This window comes from Micromonospora sp. NPDC049275 (assembly GCF_043197115.1).
In the GTDB taxonomy this organism is placed as follows: Bacteria; Actinomycetota; Actinomycetes; order Mycobacteriales; family Micromonosporaceae; genus Micromonospora.
In genome coordinates this window covers 157,359-170,385 of the sequence record NZ_JBICSN010000006.1, presented here as the reverse complement: position 1 = coordinate 170,385, position 13,027 = coordinate 157,359, and the positions used below count along the sequence as shown (strand labels likewise).

Annotated in this window: 8 protein-coding genes; 6 read left to right on the top strand and 2 right to left on the bottom strand. The window is 71.1% G+C overall.

Going from position 1 to position 13,027, the window contains the following annotated elements; translation table 11 throughout:
- The first annotated feature begins 60 nt into the window (after positions 1-60).
- The 6 genes from ACGFIE_RS20380 (at position 61) to ACGFIE_RS20355 (ending at position 9,486) form a co-directional block, all read left to right on the top strand.
- Entirely contained in the window at positions 61-1,107 is a 1,047-nt protein-coding gene (locus tag ACGFIE_RS20380; protein ID WP_393296690.1) for a FecCD family ABC transporter permease, read from the top strand.
- Positions 1,104-2,174 (top strand): FecCD family ABC transporter permease, encoded by a 1,071-nt coding sequence (locus ACGFIE_RS20375; protein WP_393296688.1) that lies wholly within the window; start codon positions 1,104-1,106, stop codon positions 2,172-2,174. The genes ACGFIE_RS20380 and ACGFIE_RS20375 overlap by 4 nt, the downstream gene beginning before the upstream one ends.
- Positions 2,175-2,194: 20 nt before the next feature.
- Complete coding sequence (locus ACGFIE_RS20370) at positions 2,195-3,160, top strand: ABC transporter ATP-binding protein (protein WP_393296686.1); 966 nt, start codon at positions 2,195-2,197, stop codon at positions 3,158-3,160.
- The gene (locus ACGFIE_RS20365; RefSeq protein ID WP_393296684.1) at positions 3,160-4,104 is read left to right on the top strand and encodes an ABC transporter substrate-binding protein; all 945 of its coding nucleotides are present in this window, start codon (positions 3,160-3,162) and stop codon (positions 4,102-4,104) included. Before ACGFIE_RS20370 ends, ACGFIE_RS20365 begins: the two co-directional genes overlap by 1 nt.
- 188 nt (positions 4,105-4,292) lie before the next feature.
- On the top strand, positions 4,293-4,535 hold the full coding sequence (locus ACGFIE_RS20360) for an ABC transporter permease (RefSeq protein WP_393296682.1): 243 nt from the start codon (positions 4,293-4,295) through the stop codon (positions 4,533-4,535).
- 40 nt (positions 4,536-4,575) lie between these two features.
- The gene (locus ACGFIE_RS20355) at positions 4,576-9,486 is read left to right on the top strand and encodes an FG-GAP-like repeat-containing protein (protein ID WP_393296680.1); all 4,911 of its coding nucleotides are present in this window, start codon (positions 4,576-4,578) and stop codon (positions 9,484-9,486) included.
- A 197-nt stretch (positions 9,487-9,683) separates the two neighbouring features.
- Here ACGFIE_RS20355 and ACGFIE_RS20350 read toward each other — a convergent pair whose 3' ends face one another.
- Positions 9,684-10,328 carry a hypothetical protein gene (locus ACGFIE_RS20350; RefSeq protein ID WP_393296678.1) on the bottom strand — a complete coding sequence of 215 codons (645 nt, stop codon included), beginning with the start codon at positions 10,326-10,328 and terminating at the stop codon, positions 9,684-9,686.
- Positions 10,329-10,484: 156 nt separating this feature from the next.
- On the bottom strand, positions 10,485-12,998 hold the full coding sequence (locus ACGFIE_RS20345) for a DEAD/DEAH box helicase (protein WP_393296676.1): 2,514 nt from the start codon (positions 12,996-12,998) through the stop codon (positions 10,485-10,487).
- Positions 12,999-13,027: the final 29 nt, after the last annotated feature.

The window sequence follows — 13,027 nt, the reverse complement described above, 5'->3', positions numbered from 1 at the left end:
GTCACTTTCCGCAGGTCGGCTAAGGTTAGGCGAACCTAAGCTCGAACGTGCAGGAGACTCGTGACCACCCTCGTCGCCCGGCCGACGTCGGCCCGCAAGCGGTCCGGTACCCGTACCGGCCGACGCGTGGCCGTCACCGTCGGGGCCGCGCTGGTGCTGCTGCTGGCCGTGCTGGCGAGCTTCGCGTTGGGCAGTCGGCAACTGGGCGTCGGCGCGGTCTGGCACGCCCTCGTCGCGCCGGACGGCAGCGACGCGAGCACGATCGTCCGGGAACTGCGCATGCCGCGTACCGCGCTCGGCCTCGCCGTCGGGCTCGCGCTCGCCGTGGCCGGAGTGCTGTTCCAGGCGCTCACCCGCAACCCCCTCGCCGAGCCCCGCATCCTCGGCATCAGCGCCGGCGCGTCGTTCGGCGTGGTGCTCGCCATCTCCGTCTTCGGCGTCGGCACGCTCGCCGGTTACGTCTGGTTCGGCATCGCCGGCGCGCTGATCGCCGGCCTGCTGGTCTTCGCCGTCGCCAGCCGCGCCCGCGAGGGCGCGAGCCCGGTCACCCTCGCGCTTGTCGGCGCGGCGCTCGACGCCAGCCTCGCCTCCGGGGTGTACGCGCTGCTCAGCATCGACGCCCGCACCTTCGAGGAGTACCGCTTCTGGGTGGTCGGCGGGTTGGCCGGCCGGGACCTCGGCGTCACCGCCCAGGTGCTGCCGTTCGTCCTCGTCGGGCTGCTCCTGGCGGCCATGGTGGCCCGGGGCCTGGACGCGCTGGCGCTCGGCGACGACGTGGCCCGCGGCCTGGGCCACCGCATCGGCCTGGTCCGCCTCGGCGGTGGCCTCGCCGCGGTGCTGCTGACCGGCGCCGCCGTGGCCGCCGCCGGGCCGGTCGCCTTCGTCGGGCTGGCCGTGCCGCACCTGGCCCGTGCCCTGGTCGGTGCGGACCACCGCTGGACCCTCGCCGTCTCCGCCCTGCTCGGGCCCGCGCTGCTGCTCGGCGCCGACGTCGTCGGCCGGCTCGTCGCCCCGCCCGGCGAGATACCGGCCGGGATCATCACCGCCCTGATCGGCGCGCCGCTGCTGGCCGTGCTGGTCCGCCGCGCCCGGGTGGTGACCGCGTGACGACAACCCAGCGCCCGGTCCCCGGTGTCGGCCGTGCCCGCCTGCCGGGGCGGTCGCTGCTGCGGGTCGGCCCGGTCAGCCTCCAGATCCGCCGCCGGGCGGTGCTGGTCGCCGCCGTGCTGACCGTGCTGCTCCTGCTCGCGATGCTGCTCAGCCTCTCCCTCGGCACCCCGTACGTCGCACCGGCCGACGTGCTGCGCGCGCTCTCCGGCGCCGGCACCCCGTACGACCTCGTGGTCTTTGATCTGCGGTTGCCCCGGATCGTGCTGGCCGCGGTGGCCGGGGCGGCCTTCGGCGTGGCCGGCACGCTGATCCAGAGCGTGGCGCGCAACCCCCTCGCCAGCCCGGACATCATCGGCGTCACCCAGGGCGCCGGCCTCGCCGCGACAGTGGCCCTGACCAGCGGTGCGGCGGCGGTGCTGGTGGCGCCCAGCGCGCTGGTCGGCGGTCTGCTGGCGGCGTTGCTGCTGTTCGCCGTCGGCGCCCGGCACGGCCTTGCCGCGCAGCGGTTCGTCCTCGCCGGCGTGGCTGTCGCGTTCGCCTTCCGGGCGCTCACCGAGGTGGTCATGCTCACCGCCGACCCGATCGACGGCCTGCGGGCGCAGATCTGGCTGATCGGCACCCTCGCGGGCAAGGGCTGGACCGAGGCCGCCTGGATCGCCGGCACCCTGCTCGTGCTGCTGCCGGTGCTGGCCTGGGCCGGCTGGGCCCTGAACAGCACCGCCCTGGACGACGACACCGCACGCGGCGTCGGGCTGCGCCCGGTGGCCCGCCGAATCGGGCTCGCCGGCACCGGCGTACTCGTCGCCGCGATGGTCACCGCCCAGGTCGGCGCCGTCGACTTCGTGGCGCTTGTCGCGCCGCAACTGGCCCGCCGGCTGGTCCGCGCCGAACGGCCCCCGCTGGTCTGCGCGGCGCTGCTCGGCGCGCTGCTGCTGGTGCTGGCCGACCTGGTCGGCAGGCGACTGTTCGCACCCATCCAACTGCCGGCCGGTGTGCTGACCGCCGCGATCGGCGGCCCGTACCTGATCTTCCTGTTGCTACGTGGACGGCGGCAGTCGTCGTGACGCCTGCAAGGAGTCGTGTGATGCTCTCCACCCGGGACCTGGTCGTCGGCTACGACGAGAGGACCGTGCTCGACGGGCTCACCCTGGACCTGCCGACCGACGCGTTCACAGTCATCGTCGGGCCCAACGCCTGCGGCAAGTCCACACTGCTGCGCACGATGGCCCGGCTGCTCACCCCGCGACGCGGCACGGTCCTGCTGGACGGCACCGCCATCCGCGACCTGCCCACCCGCGACGTGGCCCGCCGGCTCGGCGTCCTGCCGCAGAGCCCGCTGGTGCCCGAGGGCGTCACCGTGGCCGACCTGGTCGGGCGCGGCCGGCAGCCGTACCAGCGGTGGTGGCGGCAGTGGTCGTCCGACGACGGCGCGGCGGTGGACGAGGCGATGGCCCTGGCCGACGTGACCGACCTGGCCGACCGGCCGGTGGACAGCCTCTCCGGCGGCCAGCGGCAACGCGTGTGGATCGCCATGACCCTGGCCCAGGACACCGACGCCCTGCTGCTGGACGAGCCGACCACCTTCCTCGACCTGGCCCACCAGGTGGAGGTGCTGGACCTCCTGCACCGGCTGCGCGTCGAGCGCGGCCGCACAGTGGTCGCCGTGCTGCACGACCTCAACCAGGCCGCCCGCTACGCCGACCACCTGATCGCGATGCGCGCCGGCGCGGTGGTGGCCGCCGGGCCACCCCGGGAGATCCTCACCGCCGACCTGGTCCGGGACGTCTTCGGGCTGGCCTGCGTCGTCGTTCCCTGCCCGGTGACCGGAGCGCCGCTGGTGGTGCCCGCGCACACCGGTGGCACCTCCGTCCCACCCGCTGCCGCGTCGGGCGGCCCGGCCACCTCGCCGGGTGTTGCGGGCAGCGCCGCTGCCGCGTCCGCCGGCGCGAGCGACCCCGACTCGTCGACGGCGTCCGTGCCGGACGCCCGACCCGCCACCGGCGACGCGGCCAACCCGCTCGCCGGCACGCACCCCTCGAAAGGACTCTGATGCGTCGTCTCGTCGCCGCTCTCGCCGCGGCCGTCGCCCTCGGGGCCGGCCTCACCGCCTGCGGTGAGAGCGACCCGGTCGCCGGCTCCACCACCGGGGAAACCCGGGAGATCACCCACGCCATGGGCACCACAAAGGTCCCGGCCGAGCCCAAGCGCGTCGTCGTGCTCGACACCGACAAGATCGACACGGCGCTCTCGCTGGGCATCACACCGGTCGGCGCCGCCACCGCAGGCGAGGCGAAGAGCTGGCCGACGTACTTCGGTGCGGACAAGCTCGCCGGCATCAAGGAGGTCGGCGTGCTCGCCGAGCCCGACCTGGAGGCGATCAACGCCCTCAAGCCGGACCTCATCCTCGGCAGCAAGTTCCGCCAGGAGAAGTTCTACGACGAGCTGGCCGCCATCGCGCCCACCGTGTTCACCGACAAGGTGGGCATCACCTGGAAGGACAACTTCCTCCTCGACGGCAAGGCGCTCGGCCGGGAGCAGCAGGCCAAGGACCTCCTCGGCGCGTACGAGAAGCGGGCCAAGGACTTCGGCGCGACGCTCGGCGATCCCGCCGCCCGCAAGGTGTCGATCGTGCGGTTCCTGCCGGGCAACATCCGGGTGTACGGCCCGGACTCCTTCTCCGGCATCGTCATCGGCGACACCGGCCTCGGCCGCCCCGAGCGGCAGATGCTCGCCAACAAGGAGGACAAGCGCTTCGACCTGGTCAGCCCCGAGCGGATCAACGAGGTCGACGGCGACGTCATCTTCGTGACCGCGTACGGCGACAAGGCCGCCGCCGAGCAGGCCAAGGTGGCCGGCGGCACCCTCTGGAAGGGCTTGGGAGCGGTCAAGGCCGGCAAGGCGTACCCGGTCTCCGACGAGGTCTGGATGACAGGCATCGGCGTCGGCGCCGCCAACAAGATCCTCGACGACCTCGCGAAGTATCTCGCCGGCTGATCTCGGCGTACACCGCACAGGAGTGGCTGTCCGTGTCGGACAGCCACTCCTTCTCTTTGCGCTCCTGCGTCCGGGCTTGCTGATGGCGCATCATCGCGTGGGCTGTCGCCTACCGGACGTCCACGAACCGTGGATCGGCCTACGCTGCATCAATCGAACCTCATGGTTCTCACGGCGAGGAGCGGGACGTGAATCCTCCACGGCGCACGATTCGGACCCGCTTCTGGGTCGAGGTCGCATCAGCGGCGCTCTTCGCGGTGCTGTTCGTGTTGACCCTCCTCTGGAAGGACTGGCTCGAGGCGTTCGGGTTCGAGCCCGACAACCACGACGGCACGGTCGAGTGGCTGATGGTGGCGGGGCTGTTCGTCCTGTCCGCGGTGTTCGCCGTGTCCGCCCGCTTCGAGTGGCGGCGGACGGCACTCGCGCAGTAGGGACTCACCCGGGAGGGCCGTTGTGTCAACGATCAGCGATGTGAGCCCGACCCGGTCCAACACGCCGAACCGTAAGTCGGGCCAGTTCACGACGGGGCGGATGCTCTCCCTCGACAGCTCCGATGACGGTCAGTTGGTGTTCGCCGGCTCCTTCTCGAGCAACCTCTGGGTCTCCGAGGACGGCGGGGAGTCGTGGTCGCAGGTCGAGCGGCCGCAGCCAGGTGCGGGCCAGTTCGGCGTGCCGGGCGCGATGGGCGGCTACTGCGTGACGTCGGTCGCCGTCGCGCCGGACTCGGCGCGCTGGGCGGTCGAGCGCAATCCGCGCCTGCTGGGCGAGATCTCCGCGGACCCCGGCGCCGGCATCGTCGGGTTCGGGGACACCGGCGTGTGGACCGCGACGAGCAGATCAGACGGTACGTTCGCCGCGCCGCGCCTGTTGTCGGCGGACTTCGGGACGCAGGCCGGCGGTTGGCAGGTGGACAGGCACCCGCGCTTCGTGGCCGACCTGACAAATGACGGCTGCGCCGACATCGTCGGTTTCGGTGACGCGGGTGTCTGGGTCGCGCTCAACAACGGGGACGGCACGTTCGGTGCGGCGCAGTTCGTGTTGGCGGATCTGGGTTACGAGTCTGGTTGGCGGGTGGAGAAGCACGTTCGGGTGTTGGCGGATCTGACCGGTGATGGTTGTGCCGACATCGTGGCGTTCGGCGACGACGGCGTGTATGTGGCTCTGAACCGGGGCGATGGCACGTTCGCGTTCACTCCGGTGCCGGTCATTCCCGACTTTGGGTATGACGCCGGTGGTTGGCGGGTGGAGAAGCATGTTCGGGTGTTGGCGGATCTGACCGGTGATGGCTGCGCGGACATCGTGGCGTTCGGCGACGACGGTGTGTGGGTCGCGTTGAACAACGGTGATGGCACGTTCGCGGGGCCGCGGTTCGTGTTGGCGGATCTGGGTTACGACTCTGGGTGGCGGGTCGAGAAGCACGTACGGACCCTGGCGAACCTGACCGACGGCCGTGGCGCGGACATCGTCGCGTTCGGCAACGACGGGGTCTACGTCGCACTCGGCAACGGCGATGGCACGTTCACGTTCACGCCCACACCCGCCCTCGCCGAGTTCGGCCACAACGCGGGTGGCTGGCGCATCCCACGGCACCCGCGCCTCGTGGGCGACGTGACCACAGTCGGTCACGCGGACGTCGTCGGCTTCGGCAACGCGGGTGTCCACCTCGCCCGCAACAACGGGGACGGCACCTTCCAGCCGTCGCAGTTGGTGGTGCGCGACTTCGGCTACGACTCGGGCTGGCGGGTGGACAAGCATCCCCGGTTCCTCGTCGACGTGACAGGCGACGGCCACGCCGACATCGTCGGCTTCGGCGAGGCCGGCGTCTACGTCAGCCTCGCCAGCGGGACCTCCTTCGCGCCACCGCGGCTCGTGCTACCCAACTTCGGGGCCGGGGCGGTCGTGCTCGCCCTGGCGCAGTGCGACCGCGAGTCCCAGGATGCCGGCGTGTGGCGTTCGAGCGACCGGGGGGCGAACTGGACACTCGTACACGGGTTCCCCCGCTCCGCCGGCCAGGCGCGGCTGCCCGGCGCCGGTCAGCTCGTCTGGGCGCCGGGCACCGCGAATCTGGTCTACGCCGCGGGCGGCAGCTCCCTCGCGGTCAGCACCGACGGCGGCGCCACCTTCACCGACGTCATGCCCAGGCCAGGCGGCGGCTTCCAACAGGTCAACCACGTCGCGGTCGCCGCCACGCCTCCGGGCGCTCTCCAACCCCCGATCGTGTACGCGCTCGCCAACCGAAGGGTCTTCGTCTCCGCCGACGCCGGCCTGACCTGGGTCCCCGACGTCGGGCCGGTCCCGGCAACCATCGGCGGCGCGACGGGGATCGCGAACGCGCCGAACGAGCGGGTCATGGTGGTCTCACCCCGCTCGCCTCTGGAGGTCTTCGCGACTGCCGACGCCAACCTGGTCCCGCCCGAGCTGTGGCGTGGCGACTACACGCAGTTCAGCCAGACGAACGCGTCGCGGTGGACCCCGGTGCCGCTGCCCGACCTGGAAAAACAGAAACAGTTCAGCGGTAACGTCTTCGTCGCCGCCACCCAACCCGGCCACGGCGAGGTGCTGTTCTACGGCCCGCAACGCGCGAAGGTCTTCGCGGCCCCGCTCGATCCCGCGTCCGCGGCGGACTGGCACGAACTCGACGACGGTCAACACGCCCATGTCGACCTGCACGGGATCTTCCTGTCGCCCGACTTCGCGGCAACGTTTCAGGGCGGGTCGTACGTGTCGACCTCCGGCACCGTCTGGATGGCAAGCGACGGGGGCATCTTCCGCAGTACCGACGGCGGTCGGACCTTCCACGCCGCGGGCAGCATCAGCGCCCTCTCCGTCGTGAACATCGCCGGCGTGGCGATACCGGGTCGTGGCCCGGTCATCTCGCTCAACACCGGCGACAACGACGGCTTCGCCTCAGCCGACGGCGGACGGACGTGGCGGCCGCAGGACTACGGCGGCGGCGACAACGACTGCTCCTTCGCCGATCCGCTGCGGCCGTCCTCGATGCTGGTCTTCACGCCGCGCTGGGATACCGAGGGCCGGTTCGCCACCGGGGGAACGGGCCAGACCCTGGCCGTCTACGGCGCCGCACCGGGCGAGCTGCCGGACATCACCAGCAGGACGCGACGGCAGATGATTCCGGGGCCATCCCTGCGCCCCGGTTCGACGATCTGGAATGCGACGAGCGGGTTCGTCATCCGCGGCTACCGCCCCATCGTGCACGACCTGCCGGGTGACGCCCCGCAGCCCGACGACCAGGTCTTCATCCGCTTCTTCGGCAACTTCTCGTCCCGGGACCTGGGGACGCTCCCCAACAACCTGGCCGTGCTCCTGCGCGCCCGCAACCTCCGCGCCGTCACGAAGCGCACGGACTGGGACACCCCCGGCGGCTGGCGGGTGGACAGGCACCTCCGCCTACTCGCGGACGTCACGGGAGAAGGTCACGCGGACGTCGTCGGCTTCGGCGACGCGGGCGTGTGGACGGCGTTGAGCACGTCCCGCGGCTCGTTCGCCGACCCGCGGTTCGTCCTGGCGGACCTGGGTTACGACTCCGGCTGGCGGGTCGAGAAGCACCCACGGCTGCTCGCCGATCTGACCAACTCCGGTGGCGCCGATATTGTCGCCTTCGGCAACGCGGGCGTCTACGTGGCGCTGAGCAACTCCGACGGCACCTTCAGCTTCACGCCGGTGCCCGTGGTCACCGACTTCGGTCACGATGCGGGCAGTTGGCGGGTCGAGAAGCACCTCCGGTTCGCGGTGGACCTGACCGGTGACGGCTGTGCCGACATCGTCGGTTTCGGTGACGACGGCGTCTCCGTCGCGCTCAACCACGGGGACGGCACGTTCGGTGCGGCGCAGTTCGTGTTGGCGGATCTGGGTTACGAATCTGGTTGGCGGGTGGAGAAGCATGTTCGGGTGTTGGCGGATCTGACCGGTGATGGTTGTGCCGACATCGTGGCGTTCGGCGACGACGGCGTGTATGTGGCTCTGAACCGGGGCGACGGTACGTTCGCGTTCACTCCGGTGCCGGTCATTCCCGACTTTGGGTATGACGCCGGTGGTTGGCGGGTGGAGAAGCATGTTCGGGTGTTGGCGGATCTGACCGGTGATGGCTGCGCGGACATCGTGGCGTTCGGTGACGACGGTGTGTGGGTCGCGTTGAACAACGGTGATGGCACGTTCGCGGGGCCGCGGTTCGTGTTGGCGGATCTGGGTTATGACTCTGGGTGGCGGGTCGAGAAGCACGTACGGACCCTGGCGAACCTGACCGACGGCCGTGGCGCGGACATCGTCGCGTTCGGCAACGCCGGCGTCTACACCGCACTCGGCAACGGCGACGGCACGTTCGCCTTCACCCCCGTTCCCGCCGTCCCCGACTTCGGCTACGACTCCGACTGGCGAGTCGAGCAGCACCCGCGGTTCGTTGCCGACGTGACAAGCGCCGGTCACGCCGACATCGTCGGTTTCGGCGACGCGGGCGTCCTCATCGCTGTCAACAGGGGCGACGGCACCTTCCCGCCGCGCCCGCTGTTCGTCATTCCCAACTTCGGCGCTGGCGAGGGTGGGCCGTTCGAACAACAGGGGCCGTTCCTGCCCGACCCGAATGTCGGCATCGTCCAGGCGGCCGGGGGGCACAGCGGCACGGTGTTCGTCGTCGGCGGCGACGACGCGCGTCGGCTCTGGAAGTGGACCGACGGGATGCCCGCGTGGCAGCAGTTGGTGCCCGGTGGGGGCGCCGGGCAGGCTCGCCGGTTCTTCGTCGACCCGTACCGGCCCAACCTGCTGTACCTGTTGGACCGCGAGCACGTCATGCGCTCGGACGACGGCGGTGTCACCTGGCGTGTCGACGCCGGCCTGGAGCAGATGCTCACCTGCGGCGGCCGCATCGGCGCCGACCGTGACGAGGACGCGGACGGTCAGGGCGACCACTACGGCTCCATCCTCAGCGACATGCAGTTCGACCCCGTCAACCCGGGGCGTCGCTTCGCCGTCGGACTCGCCGGGGCGTTCATGACCACCGACGGCGTGGTGTGGACTCGCCTGCTCGACACGGGCGCAGTCCGTGGCCGGCCCGCCAACTGCTACTTCGACTGCGTCTCGAATCCCGCCGACCCGGCCCTGTACGTGTCGTTCGCTGGGCGGAGCATCATGCGGATCAGCGGCTTCGCGGCGACCGGCGCCGCGGCGGCGACAAGCGCCACTCCCGCGGTTTTCGAGGACCACCCGCCGGCTTCGTCGGAGCTGCGACGGTCTCTGGTCCGCACGAGCGACGGGCAGGTCGGCACGGCGCAGGCCATGCCGGACGACCGGGTGCTTGTCATCTTCGACGACGGCCGGTCGATCGTCGTCGACGCCGACGAGATCACGCCGCACGACGACCGGCGCTGACGCCAGGCTCTGACGACCGGCCCGGGGTCGACCGGCCCGGGGTCGACCGGCCCGGCGGGCCGCAGTGCTGTCGTGCTGTCGTGGATGGCCGAAGCGCCCGTCGCTGCCACCGCGGCGAACGCGGGGGCAGCGACGGCGACGGGCTGTGCCGAGACGCCCGTCCGGGTCGCTGGCTGGACCCGGACGGGCTGCGGCGGTCAGGCGGCGGTGGACCAGATGGCGCGGAAGGCGGCGGCCTCGCCGGCCAGCCAGCGTTCGATCTGCTCGGGCTTGGCGTCGGTGGGCATGCGATGGGCCTGGCCGCGACGGATGTCGACCAGCACGGGATCGGCGTGCGGGAGGACCGCGTCCATGTGTCGAGCCATCAGGTGCAGGGTGGCGAGCACCGACTCCTCGCTCGGTGGGGTCTCGTCGAAGTGCAGTCGGACCGCGTCGGCGTGGCCGTCGGCGTGACGTACGCCGAAATGGGGGTTGATCTTGACGGGTAGGTCACCCAGCATGGCCAGGGCGTCGCGGGTCTGGGCGAGGTCGACGGCGGCCGGATCGCCGAGGGAGTGCAGCCAGGCCGTGGCGCCGGGCACCAGTGCCTGGTAGAGCGGACGCCAGCGTGGCTTGACGATGTCGACCACCCCGGTCAGGTGGGTGCCGCCGGTGTGGAAGGCGATGTCTGCCTTGAGGGCCTTGACGAACTGGCCGTGTGGATTGAAGCCGGAGCGGCTGGCGCGCTGCTTGCGCAGACCACCCACGAATGTCGCCTTGGTGGGGCCGTTGCGGTCGACGTAGCGGGTGAAGCCGAGCAGCGTGGCGTACGGGGTGAGCGGCGTGGAGGCGGGAGCGGTCACGGGCGTCCTCCCTAGTCGTAATCCTGCAGGTCAGGAACTCGATTAGTACATACATTCTAATCGACACCTCTGACATCGCCCAGTGAAAACGACTGTGCGGAAGACGCGACAAAGGGGGCCTCCCGGCGTGCGGAAGGCCCCCTGTCGAGACGGCTGCTAGAGCTGGCCGACGTCGGTGATCCGGACGACCGCCGCACCGACCTCGTCGGAGGCCACCAGGTCGATCTCGGCGCTGATGCCCCAGTCGTGGTCGCCGTTGGGGTCGTCGAAGCTCTGCCGGACGGTCCACCGCTCCCGGCCCTGCTCGATCATGAGCAGTGCCGGCCCTCGGGCGTCCGGCCCGACGCCGATCGAGTCGTACTCCTCGAAGTACGGCGCCAGGGCGTCGGCCCACGCGTCGTAGTCCCAGCCGTCCTCGGCGTCCAACTCGGCGAGCAGGTCCCAGCGGCGCAGCGCGGCCAGCTCGACGCGGCGGAACAGCGCGTTGCGCACCAGCACCCGGAACGCCCGCGCGTTGCGGGTCACCGCCGGTGGCCGGTCGGTGAGGGAGGCGTGCGCCTGGGCCACCTCGGCCACGTCGGACGGGTTGCGCAGCCGCTCCCACTCGTCGATGAGGCTGGAGTCGACCTGGCGGACCAGCTCGCCGAGCCACTCGATGAGGTCGATCAGCTCCTCGGTCTTGGCGTCCTCGGGCACGGTCTGGCGCAGTGTCTTGTACGCGTCGGCCAGGTAGCGCAGGACCAGGCCCTCCGAGCGGGTCAGCCCGTAGAACTGCACGTACTCGGTGAAGGTCATGGCCCGCTCGTACATGTCGCGGACGACGGCCTTGGGGGAGAGCTGGTGGTCGGCGACCCACGGGTGGCCCTGCCGGTACATCTCGTACGCGGCCTCCAGCAGCTCCGCGAGGGGCTTCGGGTGGGTCACCTCGTCGAGCAGTTCGAGGCGGGCCTCGTACTCGATGCCCTCGGCCTTCATGGCGGCGACCGCCTCGCCGCGCGCCTTGAACTGCTGCGCGGACAGGATCTGCCGGGGGTCGTCGAGGATCGACTCGACCACGCTCAGCACGTCGAGCGCGTACGACGGGGACTCGGCGTCGAGCAGCTCGATGGTGGCCAGGGCCAGGGGGGAGAGCGGCTGGTTGAGCGCGAAGTCGAGCTGGAGGTCGACGGTGAGCCGGATCCGCCGACCGGTCTCGTCCGGCTCGGGCAGTTCCTCGACCACGCCGCCGGCCCGCAGCGCCCGGTAGATGGCGATGGCCCGGCGGATGTGCCGGCGCTGGGCGGCCGGCTCCTCGTGGTTGTCGGTGAGCAGGTGCCGCATGGCGGTGAACGCGTCCCCGGGCCGGCCGATGACGTTGAGCAGCATCGAGTGGCTGACCTGGAAGCTGGAGGTCAGCGGCTCGGGCTCGGCGTCGACGAGCCTGTCGAAGGTGGGTTGCCCCCAGCCGATCGAGCCCTCCGGCGGCTTCTTGCGGACCACCTTGCGCCGCTTCTTCGGGTCGTCGCCGGCCTTGGCGAGGGCCTTCTCGTTGTCGATGACGTGCTCGGGGGCCTGCACCACGACCCGACCGATGGTGTCGTACCCGGCTCGACCGGCCCGCCCGGCGATCTGGTGGAACTCCCGGTTCTTGAGCAGCCGGGTACGGACCCCGTCGTACTTGGACAGGCCGGTGAACAGCACGGTGCGGATCGGCACGTTGATGCCGACGCCGAGGGTGTCGGTGCCGCAGATGACCTTGAGCAGGCCGGCCTGGGCGAGGGTCTCCACGAGGCGGCGGTACTTGGGCAGCATGCCGGCGTGGTGCACGCCGATGCCGTGGCGGACCAGCCGGGACAGCGTCTTGCCGAAGCCCGAGGTGAACCGGAAGCCGCCGATCGCCTGGGCGATCATGTCCTTCTCGGCGCGGGTGCAGACGTTCACGCTCATCAGCGCCTGGGCGCGTTCGAGCGCGGCGGCCTGGGTGAAGTGCACGACGTACACCGGGGCCTGCTTGGTCTCCAGCAGCTCCTCGAGGGTCTCGTGCAGCGGCGTCATGGCGTACGAGAAGATGAGCGGGACCGGACGCTCCGCCGAGCGCACGACGGCGGTCGGCCGCCCGGTGCGTCGGGTCAGGTCGTCGACGAACCGGGTGGTGTCCCCCAGGGTGGCGGACATCAGGACGAACTGGGCCTGCGGCAGCTCGATGATCGGCACCTGCCACGCCCAGCCCCGGTCCGGCTCGGCGTAGAAGTGGAACTCGTCCATGATCACTTGGCCGACGTCGGCCTTGGCGCCCTCGCGCAGGGCGAGGTTGGCCAGGATCTCCGCGGTGCAGCAGATGATCGGGGCATCGGCGTTGACGCTGGCGTCGCCGGTGAGCATGCCGACGTTCTCGGCGCCGAAGACCTCGCAGAGCGCGAAGAACTTCTCCGACACCAGGGCCTTGATCGGCGCGGTGTAGAAGGTCGTCCGGCTGTCCGCGAGGGCGGCGAAGTGCGCGGCGATCGCCACCAGGCTCTTACCCGAGCCGGTGGGCGTGTTCATGATCAGGTTGGCGCCGGAGACGATCTCGATGACCGCCTCCTCCTGATGGGGGTAGAGGTCGAGGCCGCGCTCCTTCGCCCAGCCGGCGAACGCGTCGAAGAGGGTGTCGGGGTCGGCGCTTGTCGGCAGCGCGGCGGTGAGCGTCATATCCCGTCCATGGTGCCTGGATCATGCCC